Source organism: Streptomyces sp. P13-3-3 (genome assembly GCF_050571355.1).
GTDB lineage: Bacteria > Actinomycetota > Actinomycetes > Streptomycetales > Streptomycetaceae > Streptomyces > Streptomyces althioticus.
The window spans coordinates 1,357,157-1,381,195 of record NZ_CP192228.1; the positions used below are offsets into that span (position 1 = coordinate 1,357,157).

Here is a 24,039-nt window from a genome sequence, read left to right on the forward strand (position 1 = left end):
GCATGCGATCGACTGGCGCCAGGTCGGAAGTGCGGCATTTGATCACCGCTTGTGCGCCGATGCGTGTGGGTCCCTGGAGATTCGCCCGGACCTCGCAGTTGGGAAGGGTCTGACACCACTTCAACCGTGGTGCAGATCACAGAAGTTGACGCAACGCGACGGGATCGCTGTTGATGCGTGAGGGGCCCATGACGGAGGGTGCGGACACATTCGTATCGCCTGGGTGGGAGTCGACGCGCATGCGTGCTCAAGGTCCCCTGTCCTGGCCGTGGCGCAGACGCCCGGCCTCGACGGAGTCACAGCGACGGCGTCGCCGGCAAGGCCGTGCGGCGACCGTCCTCTTGTTGTCCTCGGCGCTGATGGTCACCAGCCTCAGCGCGGAGGCATGGGCCGTCCCCGGCCCGGGCATGGGCCGCGGATCGGTCGACCTCCCGGAGCTGCCGGAGATCACGCCGGTCGACGGTGACGAAGAGGCCGAGAAGAACCTCACCACCGCTCCCGAGGTCCCCGTCGACCCCTACGAGCCGACCGCGGTGACCCCCTGGCAGGGGGACACCGGCACGGCGACCCTGGCCGAGGACGCCGAGCCGGGCAGCACCGTCCCTGTCACCAACGGCCTGCCCGTGGCGCTCGGAGTGCCCGACGGTACCGACCCCGCCGCGATCGCCGGTGAGTGGACGGTCGACCTGGCGGGACCGTCCGTGTCCCAGGAGGCCGGCGTCGCGGGCCTCATCATGGAGGTCACCCCGCCGGCCACGGCCGACCCGGAGGCGCAGATCGCGATCGCGGTCGACACCACCTCCTTCGCGGACCTCTACGGCCCTCAGGCGGCCGACCGCTTCGGCCTGGTGCTCCTGCCCGACTGCGTCCTCACCCCTGACGAGGGCGAGTGCGCGGGCGACAGCGGGGCACGGACCATGTCGGTCCGGACCGACGCGGAGGGCCCCGAGCAGCTGCGCAGCACGGTGGAGAAGGTTCCGGCGAAGGAGGCGCCCACCGACGCCGAGGCACCCAGGAACGCCACCACCCACACGATCGTGACCGGCTCCGTCCCGGTCGCCGAACTGCTCGACGGCACGGCCGGCAGTCCCACGACCGCGTCCGGCGCCTCGGCCCGTACCGCCTCCGCCCGCACCGACGTCGTGCAGGCGGCCGACTCCGCCGGCTCCCGGGTCATCGGTGCCATGGACACCGGCGCCTCGGCCGCCGGCGACTTCACGGCGACCCCGCTGCTGTCCGCGGGTTCCTGGTCGGCGGGCGCCTCCTCGGGCGCCTTCACCTACGCCTACCAGGTACCGGTCCCGGAGACCGCGGGCGGCCTCATGCCGCGGATCGCCCTCAGTTACTCCTCGCAGACCGTCGACGGACGCACCTCCGCCACCAACAACCAGGCTTCCTGGATCGGCGACGGCTGGGACTACAACCCGGGCTCCATCACCCGCACCTACGCCAACTGCCGCCAGGACTCCAAGAAGGCCGGGTCGAACAACGCCACCCATCGCACGGCGGACTTGTGCTGGGGTTCCGAGAACGCCACTCTCTCGCTCGGCGGCATGACCACCGAGTTGGTATGGGACAAGGACCAGGGCAAATGGTTCACCGCCAACGGTGACGGCTCCAAGATCGAGCGCATCGAGGACCCCGCCACCCAGAACCGCGCCAGGAACGGCGAGTACTGGGTCGTCACCACCCGCGACGGCACCCGCTACCACTTCGGGCTGAACAAGCTGCCGGGTCACACGCAGGGCAAGCCGGTCACCGACTCGGTGCTGACCGTCCCGGTGTACGGCAACCACCCGGGTGAGGACTGCTACAAGGCCGGTGACTGGGCCGGTTCCGGGTGCACGCAGGCGTGGCGCTGGAACCTCGACTACGTCGAGGACGTACACGGCAACGCCATGTCCCTGTGGTGGAAGAGCGACCAGAACTACTACGCCCGCAACTTCAACTTCAAGTCCCCCGTCGTCTACGACCGCGACGGGTACTTGACCCGCATCGACTACGGCCAGCGCAGGGACAACATCTTCTCCGCGCCCGCCCCGGCGCGCGTCACCTTCAAGGTCGAGGACCGCTGCTTCGCCGAGGGCTCGCTGACCTGCTCCGAGGAGAACTTCACCGACAAGGACCCCGGCAAGTACCGCATCTGGTACGACACTCCGGCCGACCTGCGGTGCGAGGCCGGAAAGAAGTGCTGGAACGCCGGACCCACGTTTTGGTCCCGCAAGCTCCTCACGGAGATTCAGACCTCCGCCCAGCGGCGCACCGACACCGACGCCCGCCAGGTGGTGGACCGGTACACGCTGAAGCAGAGCTTCCCCGTCCTGCGCACCGGCCCCAACACAGCCCTGTGGCTGGAGTCGATCCAGCGCACCGGGTACGCCCGCAACGGCTCCAGCGACGAGAGCGTCACCCTGAACGCGGTGCGGTTCGAGCCGAACATGGACGACATGCCCAACCGGGTCATGCGTCCCGACGACCCGCGTCCCGGCTTTTCCCGCCTGCGCGTCGCCCGCGTCATCAACGAGTACGGCGGCGAGACCGTCGTCACCTACAAGGCCCCCACGGGCGACTGCGCCACCGGCACCGGACTGCCCGGCAAGAAGGACACCGCCGCGCTGAAGTCCAACTCCCGCCTGTGCTACCCCCAGTTCTGGCACCCCGATCCCGAGGTCGAGGACATCGACTGGTTCCACAAGTATGTCGTGGAGTCCGTCGAAGAACTGCCCAACGTCGACGGCACCTTCTCGACCCGCACCGCGTACACGTACAAGAACGCGGGCTGGAAGCTCGCCGAGGCCGAGTTCACCAAGAAGTCCACCCGCACCTGGTCACAGTTCGCGGGCTTCGAGCAGACCACCGTCATCACCGGCACGGACGAGCCGGCCGTCGGCAGCAAGCGCTCCAAGGCCGTCACCCGCTACTTCCGGGGCATGGGCGACGACGTGCCGGTGAAGGACATCACCGGCACGGAGATCGCCAAGGACCGTGAGCCGTTCGCCGGCCGTATCGCCGAGGAACTTACCTACTCCAGCGCCGCGGACGCCGACACCGAGTGGCTGTCCCGCAGCGTCACCGTGCCCGCCGCCACCGAGCTGGGCCGACGCGACCGCGGTGACGGGCTGAGCCCGCTGATCGCGTGGCGGGTCACCGAGCCCGAGGAGATCGCGTACACCAAGTCCTCCGGCACCGGCGACGACACCCGCACACAGCGCGTCGTCCGGACGAGGACCACGTTCGAGGCGACCCATGGTCTGCCCACCCTCGTGGAGTCGCTCGGCGACACCGGCCGGTCCGGAGACGAGTCCTGCACCAAGCTGGAGTACCTGCACCACACCGGCAAGAACCTCATCGGCCTGACCAAGCAGGCCCTGGTCTCGCCCACGACCTGCGCGGACGCCGACTTCGGCGACCTGTCCACGCTGAGCGGCGGTACCCGCACCGCGTATGACCAAGGGTCCTACGGTGCAGCGCTCACCGACTCGACCCGCGGACTGGCCACCAGGACCTGGTCGCTCAACGGCGACGGCACCGGCTTCCAGGTCGACGGCGGTTCGAAGTTCGACGCGATCGGCCGCGTGGTGGAGCAGAGCGACGCCGACGGCAACTCGGGCACCATCGAGTACTTCCCGGCCACCGGCCAGGTGTTCCGGGTCACGGAGACCAATGCCAAGGGTCACAAGCAGACACAGGAACTGGAGCCCGGCCGTGCGACGGCTCTGAAGACGACGGACGCCAACGGCCATGTCAGCCAGGCTGAGTACGACCCGTTGGGCCGGCTCGTCAAGGCGTGGGGCCCCGGTCGCACGCCGTCCCCCTCCACCGTCCCGGACTTCCGGGCCGTCTACACGATCCCGAAGTACGACCCCGACGACACCGACCGCAAACCCCCGTACGTCACCACCTACACGCGCTCCAAGGACGACCACGTCGAGACGTCCGTGGTCCTCTACGACGGCCTCGGTCGTGAGCGGCAGACACAGGAGGAGGCCGACGGCGGCGGACACCTGATCACCGACACGCTCTACAACAGCTCGGGCGAGGTCTGGCAGACCAACAACGCCTACCTCACCCACGAGGCCAAGACCGGCGAACTGTTCACCCCGCTCGCCGACACGACGGTCCCGAACATCACCCGGTACAGCTACGACGGCCTCGGCCGCGTGGTGCAGGAGATGCCGTACCTGAAGGTCGAGGACCCGGAGACCGGCGAGTCCAGCTCCGAGCCGGTCCCCGCACGCGCCGTCCGCTACGAGTACGGCACCGACTGGTCGAAGGTCATCCAGCCCTCCGGCGCCTCCTCCTACCGCGTCTACACCGACGCGCTCGGCCGCACCTCCCGGGTCGACACCTTCAACACCGAGGCGCCCGGCGGCTTCACGTCGATGCGCTACACCTACGACGGACACGGTCAGCTGGTGAAGGCGGTCAACTCCGCCGACACCGCCCACCCGTGGACGTGGACGTACGACCACCGCGGCCGGCAGGTGACCGCCAGCGACCCGGACGCGGGCACCACGCGGACCACCTACGACCACCGTGACCGGGTCCTGACCACCAGGAACGCCCGCGGCGTCACCCTGTGGAACGGCTACGACGTGCTGTCCCGGCCGGTCGAGCAGCGCCTCGACGGTCCCGAGGGCAAGCTGCTCGCCACCTTCGGCTACGACACGTCACCGGGCGGCACGGGCATGCCCGCCACCGCCACCCGCTACACGGACGGCGCCGCCTACACGCAGACCGTCGACGGCTACACGAAGGACTACCAGCCGACCTCGACCACGCTGGCCCTTCCGCAGTCCCTGGCCGACACCTGGGGCTTCAAGACCTCCTACAAGTACGCCTACGCCTACGACGACACCGGCGCCCTCGAGGAGGCCTCGCTCCCGGCGGTCGGCCGGTTCGACGCCGAGAAGCTCGTCGTCCGCTACAACAAGGACGGCAAGCCCCTGTCGGTCTCCGGCAAGGACTGGTACGGCGCCGACACGGTCTACGACGCCTACGGCCAGGTGCTGCGCTCCGCGCTGGGCGCGCACCCGTACCGGGTCTGGACGACGGCCTCGTTCGACGAGGGCAGCGGCGAGCTGAGGAGCCACTCCGTCCACCGTGAGCAGGCCGGTGACAAGACGCTCGTCGGCGGCCACCTCGTGTCCGAGCGGTCGTACACCTACGACCCGGCCGGCAACGTCACCTCCATCCGCGAGCACTCGGACGGCATCGCCGAGCGTCAGTGCTTCACCTACGACCCGCTGGGCCAGCTGAAGACGGCCTGGACCGCCAAGGAGCAGACCTCCTGCGCCGGTCCGAAGAACGGCGACGGCACACTGAACGTGGCGGCCGGCGAGGACAACTCCGGCTACTGGCAGGAGTACGAGTACGACCTGCTCGGCAACCGGACGAAGCTGACCGAGAAGGACCTCGGCGGCACCACCGCCAAGGACGCCGTCACCACCTACGCCTACGGCAAGGCCGACGGCACGCAGCCGCACACGCTGACCAAGGTGTCGAAGACCTACACCACGCCGGCAGGCGCTCAGGTCAAGGCCGAGGCCGAGCGGCTCTACGAGCTGACCGGCGAGACGAAGTCCGTCACCTCCGTCGAGAACGGCGACAAGCAGGAGCTGAGCTGGACCTACGACGGCAAGATCGACCGCATCAAGGGCCAGGGCACCGGCGGCAAGACCCCGTACGTGGGACTGGCCGACAAGTGCCTGGACCTGAAGAGCGGCCACGCCGTCGCGGGGCAGCCGATCCAGCTCTACAGCTGCAACACCTCCGTGGCGCAGAGCTGGCGGTTCGCCGTCGCTCCGGGAGCGGCGCAGACCGACCCCGACCGGGGCACGCTGACCGTCTACGACGACTGGTGCGTCCAGCCCGCCTCGAACACGGCCGGCGCGGCGGTCCAGCTGCAGAAGTGCAACGGCTCGTCGGCGCAGGAGCTGAAGCGGAACGCCTCCGCCCAGCTCATCCACGCCGCTTCCGGTCTGTGCCTGGCGGTCCAGGGCGCCAACTCCGCCAGCGCCACCCCGGTGGTCCTCGCCACCTGTGACGCGAGCAAGCCCGAGCAGCAGTGGTCGCCGCAGAACGACACCCGCTACGTCTACGGTCCCGACGGCGCGCAGCTGCTGACCATCAAGGGCAAGCAGGCCACGCTGCACCTGGGCGAGGCCGAGGTCACCGTCCAGCGTGGCGGGGTCCTGGTCAACACCCAGCGGACCTACTCCGCACCGGGTGGCGCGGTCATGCGGTACGCGTACGGCAACGGCTCGGACCAGTTGGTCGCTCTGGCCGGTGATCATCAGGGCAGTACGTATGCGGAGGTGGTGCTGGGCGGCAGCATGTCGGTGCGGGTCCGTAAGCAGGATCCGTTCGGCAACCAGCGGGGTGCGGGCGAGACCGGCGCCAACTTGCAGGCGCACACGGGTTTCCTGGGTGCCACCCGGGACGACTCCTCCGGTTATCAGCCGCTGGGGGCGCGTCTGTACGACCCGGTGGTGGGACGGTTCCTGTCGGCCGACCCGGTGCTGGACCTGAACGATCTGCTGCAGTCCAACGGGTACGCCTACGCGCACAACAACCCGGTGACGATGTCCGACCCGACGGGTCTGGCCATCAGTCTGACCGCTTCGGAGCGGGCGGCTGCCCTGGCGGGTGCGGGTCTGTCCGCGGCGCAGGTCGCGCAGGCGCAGGCCACCATGGGCAAGTCGCTGTCCTCGGTGATCCTGGGCGCGGCGTGGTCCACGCTGAAGGACTTCATCGGCATCAACGACGCGATGGCCTGCTTCGGCGGTGACATGTGGTCGTGCGCCGGGATGGTCCTGGGTGCGATCCCGTGGTTCAAGGCGGGCAAGATCCCCGGCGTCCTGAAGGCCATCGACCGCACGATCAACGCGATCCAGGCCTTCCGCAAGGCGAAGAAGGCGGCCGAGGCCGTCCTGAGGGCCGCGAAGGCGGCCGAGACGGCGGCGCTGAAGGCCAAGAAGGCCGCCATCGAGAAGGCGAAGAAGGAAGCCGCGCAACGCGCCAAGAAGAAGGCCGCGGAGCAGGCGAAACGAACCTCGGACAAGGCGGTCGCGCAGACCAAGAAGACCGGTAACCCCGTCCAGAAACAGGCCCAGGCCAAGGCTGCCCCCAAGGCGTCCTCGGTCAGCAAGGGCTCAGGAGGCGGCTCGAAGGGCGGCGGTTCCAAGCCGGGCGGCGACTCAGGCGGCTCCTCCCGCAGCAAGGGCGGCAGCAGCGGCAGCGGCGACTCCGGCAAGGCCGACGGCGGAGACGGCGGCTCCTGCCCCGTCGGCAACAGCTTCGTCCCCGGCACCAAGGTCCTGATGGCCGACGGCACGACGAAGCCGATCGAGGAGGTCAAGGCCGGCGACAAGGTAGTCGCCACCGATCCCGAAACCGGAGAGACCCGGATCGAGACGGTCACCGCCGAGATCAAGGGCGAAGGCCTCAAGCACCTGGTCAAGGTCGTCATCGACACCGACGGCGACAAGGGCGAGGAAACCGCCGAGGTCACCGCGACCGACGGCCACCCCTTCTGGGTCCCCGAACTCGGCGAATGGCTCGACGCCACCGACCTCCAGCCCGGCCAGTGGCTCCGAACGAGCGCCGGCACGCACGTCCAGATCACCGCGATCCAACGCTGGACGACACCGGGCACGACCGTCCACAACCTCACCGTTAGCGACACCCACACGTACTACGTGCAGGCAGGGACCACTCCGGTCCTCGTACACAACTGCGGCGGTACAGAAGCCGGTGCTCGGCAACTGATGGAGCGCGCCACCCAGTTGCAGTCGGAAGCCGGCTGGAGCGGCACTACGGCAGTGGTGCGCGTGAGAAACGTCGCCGACCCCAGTCGTGTGGAAACTTGGGTGGCCAGCAACAAGACCTACATGCCGACAGGCTGGAAGAAGAACAACTCGTTGCGGCCTGGCGAGATCTTCGTCCAGCTCGAGGGTCATGCGGAGCAGTCGATCATCGAGGCTCTCGATGGCAAGTGGGACATCATCGAGGGAGGCACGTCGACAGGCGTGTGCTGGTCCAGATGTACACCTCTGCTCACCGGACAAGGGGTTACCATAGGCGGCCCTGAGTTCCGGAGTAGCAAGAGCAACTCGCCGCGGAGGATGTTTTGGAAGCCGTAGAGGTCTCGCACGAGACTCTGACTCGCCTGTTGGCGGATACCACCACGGAAACTGCACTTGTCTCAGGTGCCATGTGCCTCTATCGGGTACTTCCCATCCTTCGCTGGGATGTCTCAAGCGAGCCGTCTGAGACAGTCGCCGGTCTGGGGGAATGGGATCCGGAGAACCTGCCCGGAAGGTTGCGCGGGCTCCTTGAAGGGCTCCGTGACAACCTTGACGATGAACGCTTCGCGGATAATCCTGAGAAAATCGGTGAGCTCCACTCAATGGCGTCCGAAATGGTGCTTCGTTTCCTTGAGGGAAACGGTGAGGAGGAAGCCGCTGAGTGGTCGGACTGGTGCTCCACCCTGAGTTTGGATATCCACCAGCAGCTTGATGAACTCCTTGACGAGAGCAATGAGCGGAGCGCGGCTGTTTTCATCCCTGCCGGGACTGCTCCTGAACTGACCCATCTGGAGAGTTTGGAGCTGTCAGATCAAATCAGGACGTTGCTGGGTCTCGCCAGCTTTGATCCTGTCGCGCAAGGGAATGTCCTTGCAATCGCCGAAAGCGGAAATCGGCGGACGAGAGAGGCTATAGCGCGTCTGACCTCATCCATGTGAGTTCGTGCTCTTCCAGAGGCGGAAGCGCTGTGTACCGGTTGTTCCGCGGGCGTCCCGTCGGGCTGGTGTGTGCATGGATGCGCCGGAGGCAGCGCACGGCAAGGTGGGATTCAGGTCTCGCCACCTGCGGCGACACCGCGGTGGCGTGACCGGGCCCGGATCAGCCCGCCGTGAACGTCTCGCGCATCGGTTTCGTCCAGCGCCGGAACAGAGGGGGACAAGGTGATTCCGCAGGTCGGCGATGAAGTGGTTGTCTCCTGCGAGCCCGCGTGCGCCGAGGTCGTCCGTGTCGATGCGCGGTACATCACCGTGAAGTGGCCGTGGGGAGTGATCGACGACTCCTCGAGTTTCCGGTGGGACGGGACGAACGCCCTGCCGTACGGCGACGCGCACCCGGAATGGGTTCCCTACCGGATCGAGCCCGCGGCATCGGAACTTCGAGTGGGCGACATGTGCACGGTGTCCATTCCGCCGACGCGTCTTCATGTCGGGCATTACGAGGAGTACAACCCTCCGCGCAATCTCGGATGGTCCCCCGCGCCCACGGCGGGAATCCACGTGCTGCCACCGGAGAAGGCCGACGACGAGGAGGCGGGGTGCATGCTGTATCTCGGTGGTGCCGAACCCGTTCGCCTGGAGCCTGTCGAGGACTGACCTTCACGCCCCCTCCTTCAGCACCCTCCTGATCAGCGCCCGCTGTTCCTCCGTCAGCCGGGGGTCCGCGCAGTGCACTGTCCTGCCGTCCACCGTGATCGTGTAGCTGAACCCGTCCGGGACCCCGGCCGGCGGAGCGGACCGTCCGGCCGCCAGGGCCCGTTCCGCCAGCGCGTGCCACTCGTGGGCGTCGGCCCGCCCCGACGTGTCCACCTCGGCCTGCCGCTCGATCCCCGCGAAGCCGCCCGTGCGCCGCACCTGAATACGCATGGTCCGTGTCTAGTACGGAACTACAGCGTCCGCACCCCCACCCGCTCCCACGCCTTGGTCACCGCCACCAGCTCCGCGCCCTCCCCGTACCGGGCGCGCGCCGCCTTCACGGTGAGCTTCGCGAAGTCGGTGAACTGCGCGTCCGCGTCCAGCTCACCGCCCGTCAGCACGTCGTACCAGATCTGCCCGGCGCGCTCCCAGGCGTGCCCGCCGAGGGTGGTCGCCGCCAGGTAGAACGCGTGGTTGGGGATGCCGGAGTTGATGTGCACGCCGCCGTTGTCCCGGCCGGTGCGGACGTAGTCGTCCATCGTCGCCGGCTGCGGGTCCTTGCCGAGCACGTCGTCGTCGTACGCGGTGCCGGGCTCCTTCATCGAGCGCAGGGCCACGCCCGTGACGCGCGGGGCGAGCAGGCCCGCGCCGATCAGCCAGTCGGCTTCCTCGGCGGTCTGGCCCAGCGTGTACTGCTTGATGAGCGCGCCGAAGACGTCCGACACCGACTCGTTGAGCGCGCCGGACTGGCCGAAGTAGTCGAGGTTCGCGGTGTACTGCGTGACGCCGTGGGCGAGTTCGTGGCCGATGACGTCGACCGCGACGGTGAAGTCGAGGAAGATCTCCCCGTCCCCGTCGCCGAACACCATCTGCTCGCCGTTCCAGAACGCGTTGTTGTAGTCGCGGTCGTAGTGGACGGTGGCGTCCAGCGGCAGTCCGTTCCCGTCGATGGAGTCCCGGCCGAACTCCTTGAGGAACAGGTCGAACGTGGCTCCGAGTCCGGCGTAGGCGCGGTTGACGGTGGCGTCCTGGCCCGGTTCGTCGCCCTCGCCGCGCGCCTTCACGCCGGGCAGGTCGGTGCCGTGCCCGGCGTCGTACACGGTGCGCTGCGGGGTGCCGGGCTCGGCCGCCGCGGCGCGCGTGGCGACGGCGGGCGCGCCGACCACCGTGGTCATACGGCGCTGGGTGCGCTCGTAGGCGTCGCGGCGCAGGGTGCGGCGCGCGGGGCCGTGGACCACAGGGTCCTCGGCCTGGGAGAGCCGGTCGAGGACGTGCGGCGGGACGATGGTGCAGAAGACGGGCTCGTGGCCCCCGTTCGTCGTCATGCCGGAACCATCGCACCGAGTGACCTCCCTGTCACTACCCGTGACCATGACGGATGAAATCCCTCGCGATTACCGCCCGGCGCCCGCTGCGAAAGTGGTATACGGCACTCTTTGTCCTCTTCGTCCCGGCGATCCCGCATACTGATACGGAACCCCGCACGGTGGGCGACTCGGTTAAGCTGCGGAGCATCATGTACTTCGGGCTGCTTCTCCTTAGCTGCCGCGGTGAGGGTCTGCGTTAGAGGCCGACCCCCTCCCCGCGGAGTTTGGCGCTGCGCCGTCGGCCGTCCCCAGGACATTCCGCGGACCATCGAGGAGCCCCCGCATCATGGCGAACCGCCAGCAGCCCAGCACCATGCCGATCCACAAGTACGGCCGGTACGAGCAGGTCGGCATCCCCGACCGCACCTGGCCCGAGAAGCGGATCACCACCGCGCCCCGCTGGCTCTCCACCGACCTGCGTGACGGCAACCAGGCCCTGATCGACCCCATGTCGCCCGCCCGCAAGCGCGCCATGTTCGACCTGCTGGTACGCATGGGCTACAAGGAGATCGAGGTCGGCTTCCCCGCCTCCGGCCAGACCGACTACGACTTCGTTCGCTCCATCATCGAGGACCCCGACGCCATCCCGGACGACGTCACCATCTCCGTGCTGACCCAGGCCCGCGAGGACCTGATCGAGCGCACGGTGGAGTCCCTGCAGGGCGCCAGGCGCGCCACCGTCCACCTGTACAACGCCACCGCGCCGGTCTTCCGCCGCGTGGTCTTCCGCGGTTCCAAGGACGACATCAAGCAGATCGCCGTCGACGGCACCCGTCTGGTGATGGAGTACGCGGAGAAGCTGCTGGGCCCCGAGACCGAGTTCGGCTACCAGTACAGCCCGGAGATCTTCACCGACACCGAGCTGGACTTCGCGCTGGAGGTCTGCGAGGCGGTTATGGACGTCTACCAGCCCGGTCCGGGCCGCGAGATCATCCTCAACCTGCCCGCCACCGTGGAGCGTTCGACGCCGTCCACGCACGCCGACCGCTTCGAGTGGATGCACCGCAACCTCTCCCGGCGCGAGTACGTCTGCCTGTCCGTCCACCCGCACAACGACCGCGGCACCGCCGTCGCCGCCGCCGAGCTGGCGCTGATGGCCGGCGCCGACCGCGTCGAGGGCTGCCTGTTCGGCCAGGGCGAGCGCACCGGCAACGTCGACCTGGTCACCCTGGGCATGAACATGTTCTCGCAGGGCGTCGACCCGCAGATCGACTTCTCCGACATCGACGAGATCCGTCGTACGTGGGAGTACTGCAACCAGATGGAGGTCCACCCGCGCCACCCGTACGTGGGCGACCTGGTCTACACGTCCTTCTCCGGCTCCCACCAGGACGCCATCAAGAAGGGCTTCGACGCGATGGAGGCCGACGCGAAGGCCAAGGGCGTCACCGTCGACGACATCGAGTGGGCGGTCCCGTACCTGCCCATCGACCCCAAGGACGTCGGCCGCTCCTACGAGGCGGTCATCCGGGTCAACTCGCAGTCCGGCAAGGGCGGTGTGGCGTACGTCCTGAAGAACGACCACAAGCTGGAGCTGCCGCGCCGGATGCAGATCGAGTTCTCGAAGATCATCCAGGCCAAGACGGACGCCGAGGGCGGCGAGATCACCCCGGCCGACATCTGGTCGGTCTTCCAGGACGAGTACCTGCCCAACCCGGACAACCCGTGGGGCCGCATCCAGGTCGCCGGCGGCCAGAGCACCACCGACCACGACGGCGTGGACACCCTCACCGTCCAGGCCACGGTCGACGGCCAGGACACCACCCTGGTCGGCACCGGCAACGGCCCGATCTCGGCCTTCTTCGACGCCCTGCAGAGCATCGGCATCGACGTACGCCTGCTCGACTACCAGGAGCACACCATGAGCGAGGGCGCCTCCGCGCAGGCCGCCTCGTACATCGAGTGCGCCATCGGCGACAAGGTGCTGTGGGGCATCGGGATCGACGCGAACACGACCCGCGCCTCGCTGAAGGCGGTCGTCTCCGCCGTCAACCGCGCGGCCCGCTGATCAGCCGGTAGGAGTCGATCCGGGGTCCCGTCCGCCGTCCCGGCGGGCGGGACCCCGGCGTCGGTTACCGGCCAATAGCTGTGATGGTCACGGAAAGGTCTCGTCCTGGGTGCTGACTCCGACTCCCGGATGTGGCTAACATCACGCAAGCGCGGCGACGGAGCTGTGTGGCGTTGATGGAGGTGCGACGTGCTGCCAGAACGGGGACCCGACGGCCGTACTGCCGCCCGGAGTGCGCGCCGCCTGTGCGGCACCCGCACCGCCTGGACCGCCGTCGGCGACGGGGAGTTCTTCTGCCCCAGCTGCGGCGGGGACCGCAACTACCAGCGGCTCACCGGCCGCCGCCGGTTCACCGTGCTGGGCGTGCCCGTGCTGCCGCGCGGGGTGTGCGCGCCGACCGTGGAGTGCGCGGCCTGCCGCGGCCACTTCGGCACCGACGTGCTGGACCATCCCACCACCACCCGCTTCTCCGCGATGCTGCGGGACGCCGTCCACACCGTCGCCCTCGCCGTGCTCGCCGCGGGCGGCACCTGCTCCCGCGCCGCCCTGGAGACCGCCACCGCCGGGGTGCGCGCGGCCGGCTTCGAGGACTGCACGGAGGAGCAGCTCGCCGCGCTGGTCGAGGCGCTGGAGGAGGACACCGGCCGGTTCACCGGCGAGCCCTGCGTGGCGGGGCTGTCCATCGAACTGCACGAGGCGCTGGACCCGCTGGCCCCGCACCTGGCCGCACCCGGCCGTGAGTCGATCCTGCTCCAGGGCGCGCGGATCGCCCTGGCCGACGGCCCGTACACCCCCGCGGAACGGGACGCCCTCGCCACGGTGGGCGCGGCCCTCACCATCTGCACCGACGACGTCGGCCGCCTGCTGGCGGCGGCGCGGACGCCGTCCTGAGCGAACCGTCTTCGGCCGACGCCGTCCTGACCGGGCCGTCTCCGGCCGACGCCGTCCGGGCCCTGTCCGGTCCGGCGGATGCCGCCCCGGCCGATTCGTCTCCGACGGGAGGCGTTCCGGTCGGTCTTGGGGGGGCGCCGTTCGGGCCGGTGCGTCTGCGGCGGGCGCCGTCCCGGCCCGGTTCGTGTCGGCCGAGGTCGTCGCGCCGCTGCCCATGTCCGGGTGACGGGTTCTGACCCGGTCCGGGTCCAGCCGGTGGCTGCCCCGGTCCCGTCCGAGTCCGTCGGGTGCCGTCCCGGCCCGGCCCGAGCCGGTCGGGGGCCGTCCCCGGGTCACCCGGACGGCGGCACCGTCCTGACCGCAGCGTGCTAGCACAGCTCCAGTCGCATGACCCGCCGGTGTTCGCCCGGGCCGAAGTAGTCCCGGCGCAGGCCGCCGTCCGGTTCCTCCGGGGTGAAGCCGAGGGAGTGGTAGAGCAGGATCGCCGCCCGGTTGGCGGGTTCGACCGTCAGCCGCACCGTCTCGACGCCGTCCCGGCGGAGCCGCTGAAGGATCTCCGTCATCAGCTCCCGGCCCAGCCCGTGCCGGCGGTCCCCCTCGGTCACGCACAGGCCGAGGATCCAGCTGTCCCGGCTGAACGCCGTGGTCGCGGCCAGGACGTAGCCGCGCAGACCGCCCGCGCCGTCGTCCAGCACCAGGAAGTGCTCGGCGTACACGTCGTACAGCTGGCGGAGCAGGAACGCGGGATAGGCGACCTCCTGGAACACCTCCTCGTCGAGCCGGCGCAGCTCGGGCAGATCGGACTCGAGGGCCCCCCGCAGGACCAGGCGTCCGGGCCCCGGGAACCCCTCGGGTCCCGCGAGTCGCCCGTGCCGGTCCAGGGTGCGCTCCAGCGGTTCGGCGGTCATGCCACCCCCCAGTCGGGACATGCGGATGCGTCAACGCCAAGACACCGGCGTTCACCCGGAAGGGATTGCTGCTTCCGGTGGCGGCCGGTGGCGTCTCTGGTTAGAGTGAGCCGTCAACTCACCGCGTGCAAGGGCGAGTTCAGGGGTGCACGGACAACCGGCGTGCGCCTTCCGTGCGCCCGTCGACAGGGAACGGCGTGTTCCTGGCTGTCTCCGCGTGCCACTTCGGCCTACCGTGCGAGAACCGGAGATGCTGCTTCACCTGCCGACGTTCAGCGGAACGGCGCAGACAGGGCACACGGTCTTGTCCGACACTGAATGGAACGCGGCAGGGTGATCATGGACCGTAATGCCGACGCCCCGTGGTCGAAGTTCGATCCCGAGGCCTACGTCGACGCCAACTACCGCAGCCCTCTCGAGGTCGATCTGCTGATCGTGCGGCTGATGCGCGACTACTTCGGCAAGTGCTTCGAGGACGGCGTCCCGCGCACGGGCCGCGGCGTCGACGTCGGTGCCGGAGCCAATCTCTACCCGGCGCTGTCCATGCTGCCCTGGTGCGAGAAGGTCCTGCTCCTGGAGTACGCGCAGCCCAACGTGGAGTACCTGGAGAAGCAGGCGTCCCCCGCCGGGTTCGACACCGTCTGGGACCCCTTCTGGGACCAGCTGGGCGAGCACCCCGCCTACGCGGCCGTCGAGCCCCGCGGCCGGTTCGGCGAGATCGTCCGGGTCGAGCGCGCCAACCTCCTCGACCTCGACGGCCAGCGCCGCTGGGACATCGGCACCATGTTCTTCGTCGCCGACTCCATGTCCGAGTGCCCCGACGAGTTCCGCCGCGGCGTCACCTGCTTCATGGGCGCGCTGACCGAGGGCGCGCCGTTCGCCACCGCCTTCATGAAGGAATCCGTCGGCTACCAGGTGGGCGACCATCGCTATCCGGCCTACCGGGTCAACGAGGAGCGGGTCCGCGAAAGCCTGTGCGACTGGGCCGACGACCTGGAGATCCACGATCTGCACCACATGGTGCGCGAGGGGCACGAGGGCATCATTCTCGCCCTGGGACGGCGGAATTCGGCGATTGCGGACACGTAGGAACGGGGACCATGTCTGCACACGGTCTGTATGAGGGGTAGGGGGATGCAGATCAAGCCTCGCCAGCATCTGCTGGACATCTGGCGGGCCGCGGCCCGCCACTCGTTCGACGACGGCAAGCTCGTGTGGGGGGACACCGACGGGCTCAGCAGTGTCGCGGACGCCGAGCGGCTGCTCTGCCTGCTGTACCCGGCCACCGAGATCCCCGCGTTCCGCCTGGACCAGCCCGACACCACCGAACGGGACGTGCTCCAGGCGCTGGAGCGCGTCGGCAGCCGGCTGGAGATCCCGCCCAACCTGATCACCGCGCTGACCCAGTTCATGCGCACCCACACCGGCCCCGACGACGCCCCGACCTTCTCCGGCGGACCGTACTTCAAGACCGTCGACGACCAAGGCGAACTGACCCACGAGCAGGGCAAGTTAGGCGTCGTCGACTCCTACTCGATGTCCGTCACGCTCTGCCTGGCGACCCTCGGCTTCCTCAAGGTCTACGAGAACAGCACCACCCGCCCCGAAGTGCGCCGGGCGCTCGCCGAACTCCGCGAGGCCACCAATCTGCGGCTCACCGCGGCCATGGTCAGCCTGCTGCGCTCCTTCGCGGTCAACGTCTTCGACGCCGAGTCCGAGCAGGGCCGCCGTCTCATCCAGGTCATCGGCCAGAACCGGCACTCCGACCGGGCCGTCCTCCAGCAGTTCGCACGCCGCTTCCGGCCCCTGCGCGCCACCATCATCGAAAGCCTCAGCCGCGGCATCGAGGTCGACGAGTCCATCCGCGACGAGAGCCAGCTCTTCGAGTGCGGCTGGGCCTGGGGCGTCGTCAAGGACGCCCCCAAGGTCACCGACCTCGACGCCCCGGTGCCCGGCCAGCCCGACGGCATCGCCGACCGGCTGCCCTACGTGTACTTCACCGTCGTCGCCCTCGACGGCATCCAGGACCTCTTCTCCGAGCGCACCCTCACCCTGGGACTGCTCGACGCCGACCAGCAGAAACTCGCCGAGGCGCTGCGGCTGCGCTGGGAGCTGAGCCAGCAGTACTGGTCGGCCGTCGCCCGCTTCGGCACCGAGCGCTGGCCCCTGGAGGACCTGCCCTGGCAGACCACCGGACTGCGGCTCGAGTCCGAGTACTTCTCCCTCACCGTCGCGGCCATCCTCGTCCACGACCTGGTGCGCCGCAGGGCCACCGACGACGACCTCACGCGCACCGTCTCCATCATGGAGCGGCTCGCCGACCGCGGCCGCGTCACCAGCCGCATGACGAGGAGCGACCCGGTCGTCCGGCTGCACGACCCGGGCGTGCTGATGCCGCTCGCCGGGTCCGAGCGCTCCGGCTCGCGGCTCCAGTGGCGGATGACCGACTTCTCCGCCCAGCTGCTCAAGCGGACCGTGCAGCTCGCCGAGCTGTCCCGGAACATCGAGGCGCAGGACCGGCTGCTGCGCCTCGCCGAGCAGACCTTCGAGCACCTGTGGAACCGCAGGATCGAGGACGGCCACGGCGCCGGCCTCTGGGACGACGTGCGCGCCGTCTTCCCGGACGCCGAGGCCGCCAACCGCCGCCTGTCCTGGAGCGTCACCGAACGCGTCACCGAGTGCCTGGTCGCCGCCCGCAACCTCTACGAGCAGGAGCCCATCCGCAGCCCCGACCTGGCCGACCTGGCCCGGGACCTGCTCAGCGAGGCCACGCACCTGTTCGGCAGGGAGCAGCTGGAGGCGTCCACCGGCGACGACGGCAGCCGCGCCCGGGCGATGCGGAGCATGGAGAACCGGCTGGACCACGCCCGCGGTCTGGTCGACGAGCGGCCCGCCACCGCCTTCGCGCTCGCCCTGCCCGTCCTGCGGGAACTCGACACCCTGGCCCAGGCCCGGGACGCCGCCGCGCAGGAGGGCTGAGCCGTGCTCGTCTTCGCGGCCTCCGACAAGGGAGGCACGGGCCGCTCGGTCACCAGCGCCAACCTGGCCTACCAGCGCGCCCTCGTCGGCGACCACGTCGCCTACGTCGACTTCGACTTCGGCTCGCCCACCGCCGCCGCCGTCTTCGACGTGCCCAGCGCCCTGCGCGGCACCGAGGAGAGCGGCCTGCACTCCTACCTGGAGGGCGAGGTCACCGAACCCGCCAGCATCGACATCTGGCGGCACACCGAGCACCCGGTGCTGCGCGCCCGGCAGAACCAGTCCGGGCGGCTCGTCCTCTACCCCGGCGACGCGGGCGGCGGCGAGTTCGCCACCGGCGAGGAGGCGCTGGAGCGCTGCATCGACCTGCTGCTGCGCCTCAACAGCGAGTTCGACCTGGTCATGGTCGACCTCAGCGCCGGCCGCAGCTACGCCGTCGACCTCGTCCTCGCGGCCACCGCGCACCCCCAGCTGCGCCATGTCGCCTACCGCTGGCTGGTGTTCCACCGCTGGACCCGGCAGCACGTCATCGCCGCCGCGGGCCTGGTACACAAGGAGAACGGCATCCTCCGCAGCGGCGTCGACCGCGGGCACGACGAGGCAACCCTCCAGGGCAGCATCCGCTTCGTGCGGGCCGCCGTGCCCGACCCGGAGTCGGCCATGTGGGCCCAGGGCTCACCCGCCCAGGCCGCCTGGATGCAGTCCTGCAACCGGGCGCTCCGCCGGCTCGCCTCCGACCAGCACATCGGCGACAGCGTGGTGCTCGGCACCGTGCCGCTGGAGCCGATCCTGCAGTGGCGGGAGCAGCTGATCACCGAGGAGGACGTCCTCGCCACCCAGATCGCCAACAAGGAGACGCTGGAGGCGCTCGAGGAGATCGCCCGGCGGCTCACCGACGACGCGTACTGGGGGCTCCCATGACCGAAGCGGTGTTCCGGGAGACCACCGCCGAACCCCGCACCCAGGCGGTGCCCCTGTCCCACCTCTCCCTGGAGCTGGGACACCTGTACATGGAGGACTTCGAGGCGGGTCCGGAGCATCTGCGCCGGCACTTCGCGCGGGTCCGCCCCTGGGCGGAGGCCGCCCGCGCCTTCGCCGCCGGCCGGGCAGGCGGGCGGCGCCCCAGGATCAGCACCTGCTTCCTGGTCGACGACTACTTCACCCGGTTCGCGAGCCCCGCCGAGGTCGTCCCCATGCTGCTGGCGGAGGCCGAGCGCGCCGGGCTCACCGTCGACTACCTGGCTCGCGAGTCCGCCTGCGCCGTCAGCGGGAAGATCCCCGTCGCGGAGGCGGTGGCCGCGCGGATCGTCGAGGAACCGTCGCCCGGCAGCAGCGGCCACCGGCCGCCCGCCGCGCACACCGGCTGGCTCGCCAACGGCGTGCGCAGCCCCACCGTCCGCGCCCCGCAGGCGATGCGGAAGGCCGCCGCCTGGGAGCCGCCCCGCGAGACCGCCGCCCGCCGCCACTCCGTGTTCCTCGACGTCGAACTGTGGAACGAGACGCCCGACGGCGAGCGCCTGTGGTCCTGCCCGTTCCTGGCCGCCGTGTGGCAGCTCGCCCGCCTCGGGCTGCTGCGCCACCAGGGCGAGCCCGTGTTCGACCCGCAGCCGCACACCGGCGCGTTCCCCGACGACTGGGACGACCTGCCGCCGCTGGTCCGGCTCAACCCGCGGGCGGACCCGTTCGCCGCCTACCGCACCTGCTCGGTGCTGCCCGGCCGCTTCCTGCCCGTCGAGCACGCCGTGCGGGTCGTCCTCGACCAGACCGACGTGGACCGGGACGCCCTGCGCCAGGCCGCCGAGCGCTCCGCGGGTGAGGGCGTGCCCGTCCCCGGCCCGGTCGCCGACCGCGTCTCCTACGTCTTCTGCGAGGAGACCTGAGATGCCGGCCGCGACCAGGGCAGCCCCCGGCGCAGCGCCCGGCACCGGAGCGCCGCGCACGGTGCTGGCCTGCGGCGAGGTCCGCACCTGCCTGCTCCCCGCCGGGCAGGCCCTCGACAGCCGCGCCGCCGCCCAGCTGCTGCGGCTGCGCGCCGACGAGCGCGTCCTGGTCTCCGAGCGCCCCAACCTCCACGGCCGCTCCCCGGACACCCTCACCGGCGTCGACTGCCCGCTGCCCAGCGCCAACGGCGCCCGGGTCCGCGCCGTCGGCACGGTCGCCGCGCGGGCGGCGCTCACCGAGGGGCGGGTGCTGCAGACCTCCGCGTACTTCACGCTTCCCGCCTCCGGGCCCGACCACCGCCGCCCCTGGGGCGACTACCTGATGCGGCCCGGAGTGGTCGAACCGCTGGGGAAGCTGCCCTGCGACGCGGTCGCCGCCGGACTGCTCGACGGCGGGCGCCACGGCGACCTCGACGTGGGGCTGATCGCGGGAGGACTGCTCACCCGGCTGCTGCGGCACCCGCTGCTCGACCAGCGTCCGCCGCTGAGATCCCGCCAGACCCGGCTGCGCTGGGTGGCGCTGACCGCGCCGCCGGGCGAGGCGCCGGCCCTGGAGCGGTTCACCCTCGCCGAGGACGAGCTGCGCACCGTACGGCTGCGCGTCCCGGAGGACGTCCCCGCCGCCGACCTGGCCGGGCTCTGCGACGACCTGGCCCTGCACGACTGGCTGCTGACCACCCTGGTCCGCGTCCTCGACGGCATCCGCCTCGGCCCGGCCGCGCCCGGACCCTGGCCCCGTCCGGCACCAGGCGGTGAACTTCCGCCGGTGGTCCGGGCGTTGCGGCCGGCCGTCGACCATCTGCTGCACCTGTGGATGCCGCGGGCCCGTGTGTCCGCCGAGCTGGCCCCGCTGTGGGAGGCGCTGGAGGAGCGGCCCGGGTTCACCCGGCAGTGGCTCGCCCTCGTGCAGCGCGTCCGCGACCAGCTCACCCTGCACGCGATCCCGCCCGTGCACCGGGAGGTGGAGCCCGCGCCCTGACGCGTCCCGACCCCTGCCCGCGAGACGCCCACCAGCCGTGAGCGGCCTCGTCCGGACCCCCACGCACATTCCGCATCCCGAACCGACGTGTTTCCCAACGGGGGGAGAAGCGAGATGAGCACGGCACAGACACCGCAGCCCGACGACACGGCCGGCCCGCCGGGCGTGGTGGGCACACCCGAACACCCCGAGCGGACGGCGACACAGCCCGACGCCCCGGACGCCACCCGGTCCGCCGGTCCTGCCGAGCGTCCCGACCCCGTCCCGTGGCGGCGCAGGCTGCTGGTGGGCCTGGTCGCCGGACTGCTCGCCTGGGGCCTCGCCGCGCTGCTCAGCCCGGAGGACGGCGCGGCACGGCAGCTCGGCGCCGCCGCCCTGGTCGCCGTCGCCGCCGTCGCCGTCCAGCACCTCGTGCTGGTCCCGGACCGGGCCGCCGAGGAACGGGCCCGGCGCGCGGAGAGCCTGCTGGCGGAGACGGCCGACACCGTACGCGGCGGCTTACGGCGCTACGACGAACTCCGGCACGGGCTGACCCGGCACACCGAGGACATGAAGCAGCTCGTCGAGACGCGCCTGGTGCCCCCGCCCCGGCCGGCGGAGCCCGAACCTCCGACGCCGTCCCTGGTGCGGATCGGGTCCGTGTCCGACCTGGCCGCCAACTTCGCCGAGGTCCTCTCGCCCGGCCTGCCGATCCTCTCCACCTTCGTCCGGCTGGAGATGCAGCGGGTGATCGGGCACCTGAGCGACCTCACGACGCTCACCGCGGAGTGCCCGGGCGAGAACCACGACTGGATGCTCACCCTCACCCGGGCCGCGGAGAAGTCGATCTGCGCCACCAGCACCTCCGTCGACCGGACGTTCTGGAACAGCGAGCCCGCCAGCCGCTATCTGCACGCCCAGGCCGAGGCCATCGAGCAGGGCGTCCCGGTGCGCCGGCTGTTCCTGCTGGAGAGCGCGCGCGAACTGGACGACCGGCTGCTGCGGCTGTGCGAGGAGCAGGAGGTGCTGCACATCGAGGTGCGCGTCGCCGTCCTGCCCGAGCTGCCGCCGCATCTGCTGCGCGGCACCACCAACGACTTCATCGTGTACGACGAGGCCGTGTCCTTCGAGATCGACCAGGACCTGCGCGACGTCAACATCCGGACGCGGTTGATCGCCCGTCAGGACCATGTGCACGACCGGATGAAGCGCTTCCGTGAGCTGTGGGAGGCCGGCATGAGCCTGCGGGAGCTGGAGGTCCGGGTCGACGACGAGGAGGACGGCACCTGGATGGTCGACCGGGGCTGACCTCCCGCGGGACCCGGCCGTTACTCCCGGGGGAGTAACGGCCGGCCTCCGGCCGCCCGCCGCAGTACCCGCCGTTTCGGTCCCACGCCGGACGTCCCGGCTCCCCGCCGCCGGAAGGCTGGACACGTATCCAGACGACCGGACCGGAGGGGAGCCAGCTCATGAGGGCTGTCGGAACAGGCACAGGGGGGCGGCGGGCCGTGCCCTGGGCGGTGGCGGGGCTGTGGGTGGTGGCGCTGGTGCTGCTCCTGCCGCTCGCGGGCAAGTTCGCCGACGTGCAGCAGAACCGGGCGGTCGACTACCTGCCCGACGGCGCCGACTCGACGCAGGTGGCGCGCGTCCAGGACGAGCTGCCCGGCGGCGAGTCCACCGACCTGGTGGTGGTCTACCACCGCGACGGCGGGCTGACCGCCGCCGACCGGGAGACGGCCGCCGCGCAGATCGCCGGCGTGGAGCGGGAGTTCGAGCTGTCGGACGCGCCGCGGGGCGTCGCCTCCGCGGACGGCAGCACGCTGATGTACCCGGTGTCCAGCACGGAGCCGGGTCAGGACGAGGAGGCGCAGCTCGCCTTCGTCGACGGGGTGCGGGAGACCGTCGGGGGGACGGGCGGACTGAGCGCCGAGGTCGGCGGCCCCGGGGCGGTCGGCGCCGACATGGACGAGGTGTTCGAGACCATCGACGGCACGCTGCTGACGGCCACGCTCGGCGTGGTCACCGTGCTGCTGGTGCTGATCTACCGCAGCCCGTTCCTGTGGCTGGTGCCGCTCGCCGTGGCGGGCGCCGCGACCGTCCTGGCGATGGCCGCCGCGTACGGCACGCACGAGCTGTTCGGCATCACGATCACCGGACAGAGCGGCGGCATCATGACCGTCCTCGTGCTCGGCGCCGGGACCGACTACGCGCTGCTGCTGGTCTCCCGCTACCGCGAGGAACTGCGCCGTCACGAGCGGCCGTACGACGCCATGCGGGCCGCCCTGCGCGGCTGCGGGCCCGCCGTGCTCGCCTCCTCCGGGACCGTCGCCGCGGGACTGCTGTGCCTGCTCGCCGCCGACCTCAACAGCAGCAGCGGCATGGGCCCCGTCGGCATGGTCGGGGTGCTCGCCGCGCTGGTCGCGATGACGACGCTGCTGCCCGCCGTCCTGGTGCTGCTCGGACGGCGCGTGTTCTGGCCGCTGATCCCGGCCTACGGCAGCGCCCCCAAGGCGCGGCGGTCGCTGTTCGCCGCCATGGGCACGTCCGCCACCCGGCGGCCCGCGGCCGTGCTGACCGGCGGCGCGGTACTCCTCGGCGCGCTCGCCCTGGGCACGCTCAACCTGGGCGGCGACCTCCGGCAGGAGGACGCCTTCACCGAACGGCCCGACTCCGTCAGCGCGATGCGCACCCTGGCGGAGGAGTACCCGGGGCGGGGCGCCCAGCCGATCACCGTGATCGCGCCCGCAGGGGACGCCGACGAGGTCGTCGAGCGGGTCCGGGGGACGGAGGGGGTCGCCGAGGCCGCCCCGGGACGGGCCGACGGCACCTGGGCCGAGATCACCGTGTTCGCCACCGCGCCGCCGGAGTCGGCGGGGGAGACCCGCACCATCGAGGCCCTGCGCGACACCCTCGACGGCACCGGCGCCCATGTCGGCGGGCCCAGCGCGGAGCATCTCGACCTGGCCCGCAGCGAGGCGCGGGACCGTGCGGTCATCGTGCCGCTGGTGCTGGCCGCCGTGTTCCTGATCCTGGTCGTCCTGCTGCGCAGCCTCGTCGCCCCGCTGCTGCTGCTCGGCGCGGTGGTCGCCGTCTGGGGCGCGGCGCTCGGCATCGGCGGGCTGGTCTTCGGGCCGCTGCTCGGCTTCGCCGGCACCGACCCCGGCATCGGGCTGCTGTCCTTCGTGTTCCTGGTGGCCCTCGGCGTCGACTACGGCATCTTCCTCATGCACCGCATGCGGGAGGAGTCCCTGAACGGCGCCGAACCCGAGGCGGCCGCCCTCACCGCGCTGCGCACCACGGGCGGCGTCATCGCCTCCGCGGGCGTCGTGCTCGCCGCGACGTTCGCGGTGCTCACCACCCTCCCCCTGGCCGCGATGGTCGAACTCGGCCTGGTCATCGCCGTCGGTGTCCTCCTCGACACCTTCCTGGTCCGCACCTACCTGGTCACCACGGCGAGCGTGCTGCTGGGCCGCCGGATGTGGTGGCCGGGCGCGCTGTCCCGCACGCCCGAGCCGGAGCACCGGGAGCGGCAGCCGGAGCCGGTGTGAT

General features: G+C 70.8%; 15 protein-coding genes. 12 read left to right on the forward strand and 3 right to left on the reverse strand.

Annotation, left to right across the window (positions count from 1 at the left end):
- Positions 1-359 precede the first annotated feature (359 nt).
- The 3 genes from ACQZOG_RS06135 to ACQZOG_RS06145 all read left to right on the forward strand — a co-directional run bounded on the left by ACQZOG_RS06135 (position 360) and on the right by ACQZOG_RS06145 (position 9,400).
- Complete coding sequence (locus tag ACQZOG_RS06135; RefSeq protein WP_430741868.1) at positions 360-8,144, forward strand: ricin-type beta-trefoil lectin domain protein; 7,785 nt, start codon at positions 360-362, stop codon at positions 8,142-8,144.
- A gap of 29 nt (positions 8,145-8,173) precedes the next feature.
- Positions 8,174-8,746 carry a hypothetical protein gene (locus ACQZOG_RS06140; protein WP_193467483.1) on the forward strand — a complete coding sequence of 191 codons (573 nt, stop codon included), beginning with the start codon at positions 8,174-8,176 and terminating at the stop codon, positions 8,744-8,746.
- A 222-nt stretch (positions 8,747-8,968) separates the two neighbouring features.
- Positions 8,969-9,400, forward strand: a complete 432-nt coding sequence (locus ACQZOG_RS06145) for a hypothetical protein (protein WP_193456969.1) — start codon at positions 8,969-8,971, stop codon at positions 9,398-9,400.
- 3 nt (positions 9,401-9,403) lie between these two features.
- Here the strand turns inward: ACQZOG_RS06145 and ACQZOG_RS06150 are convergent, their stop codons facing one another.
- Both ACQZOG_RS06150 and ACQZOG_RS06155 read right to left on the reverse strand, forming a co-directional pair.
- Entirely contained in the window at positions 9,404-9,670 is a 267-nt protein-coding gene (locus ACQZOG_RS06150; RefSeq protein WP_193456968.1) for a protealysin inhibitor emfourin, read from the reverse strand.
- Positions 9,671-9,690: 20 nt separating this feature from the next.
- On the reverse strand, positions 9,691-10,764 hold the full coding sequence (locus ACQZOG_RS06155) for a M4 family metallopeptidase (RefSeq protein WP_193456967.1): 1,074 nt from the start codon (positions 10,762-10,764) through the stop codon (positions 9,691-9,693).
- A gap of 328 nt (positions 10,765-11,092) precedes the next feature.
- Here ACQZOG_RS06155 and leuA point away from each other — a divergent pair, with 328 nt between their 5' ends.
- Positions 11,093-12,814: a 2-isopropylmalate synthase gene (gene leuA / locus ACQZOG_RS06160; RefSeq protein ID WP_191880823.1), complete on the forward strand. Its 1,722-nt coding sequence runs from the start codon at positions 11,093-11,095 to the stop codon at positions 12,812-12,814.
- Positions 12,815-13,003: 189 nt separating this feature from the next.
- Positions 13,004-13,705, forward strand: coding sequence for a TerB family tellurite resistance protein (locus ACQZOG_RS06165; protein WP_033275803.1), 702 nt, complete (start codon positions 13,004-13,006; stop codon positions 13,703-13,705).
- A gap of 368 nt (positions 13,706-14,073) precedes the next feature.
- On the opposite strand, the gene ACQZOG_RS06170 is transcribed toward ACQZOG_RS06165, so the two are convergent.
- Entirely contained in the window at positions 14,074-14,613 is a 540-nt protein-coding gene (locus ACQZOG_RS06170; RefSeq protein ID WP_033275802.1) for a GNAT family N-acetyltransferase, read from the reverse strand.
- 318 nt (positions 14,614-14,931) lie between these two features.
- On the opposite strand from ACQZOG_RS06170, the gene ACQZOG_RS06175 reads away from it, so the two are divergent.
- The 7 genes from ACQZOG_RS06175 (at position 14,932) to ACQZOG_RS06205 (ending at position 24,038) form a co-directional block, all read left to right on the forward strand.
- The gene (locus ACQZOG_RS06175) at positions 14,932-15,702 is read left to right on the forward strand and encodes an SCO2525 family SAM-dependent methyltransferase (protein ID WP_033275801.1); all 771 of its coding nucleotides are present in this window, start codon (positions 14,932-14,934) and stop codon (positions 15,700-15,702) included.
- Positions 15,703-15,747: 45 nt separating this feature from the next.
- A complete protein-coding gene (locus ACQZOG_RS06180; protein WP_058916099.1) occupies positions 15,748-17,592 on the forward strand; it encodes an SCO2524 family protein in 1,845 nt (614 codons plus the stop codon).
- A 3-nt stretch (positions 17,593-17,595) separates the two neighbouring features.
- Positions 17,596-18,513 carry an SCO2523 family variant P-loop protein gene (locus ACQZOG_RS06185; protein ID WP_033275799.1) on the forward strand — a complete coding sequence of 306 codons (918 nt, stop codon included), beginning with the start codon at positions 17,596-17,598 and terminating at the stop codon, positions 18,511-18,513.
- Positions 18,510-19,472 carry an SCO2522 family protein gene (locus ACQZOG_RS06190; RefSeq protein ID WP_058916098.1) on the forward strand — a complete coding sequence of 321 codons (963 nt, stop codon included), beginning with the start codon at positions 18,510-18,512 and terminating at the stop codon, positions 19,470-19,472. Before ACQZOG_RS06185 ends, ACQZOG_RS06190 begins: the two co-directional genes overlap by 4 nt.
- Before the next feature lies 1 nt (position 19,473).
- Positions 19,474-20,511, forward strand: coding sequence for an SCO2521 family protein (locus tag ACQZOG_RS06195; protein WP_058916097.1), 1,038 nt, complete (start codon positions 19,474-19,476; stop codon positions 20,509-20,511).
- Between the two features lie 114 nt (positions 20,512-20,625).
- The gene (locus ACQZOG_RS06200) at positions 20,626-21,798 is read left to right on the forward strand and encodes a membrane protein (RefSeq protein ID WP_037639395.1); all 1,173 of its coding nucleotides are present in this window, start codon (positions 20,626-20,628) and stop codon (positions 21,796-21,798) included.
- 161 nt (positions 21,799-21,959) lie between these two features.
- Entirely contained in the window at positions 21,960-24,038 is a 2,079-nt protein-coding gene (locus ACQZOG_RS06205; protein ID WP_430741351.1) for an MMPL family transporter, read from the forward strand.
- The last annotated feature ends 1 nt before the right edge of the window (position 24,039 follow it).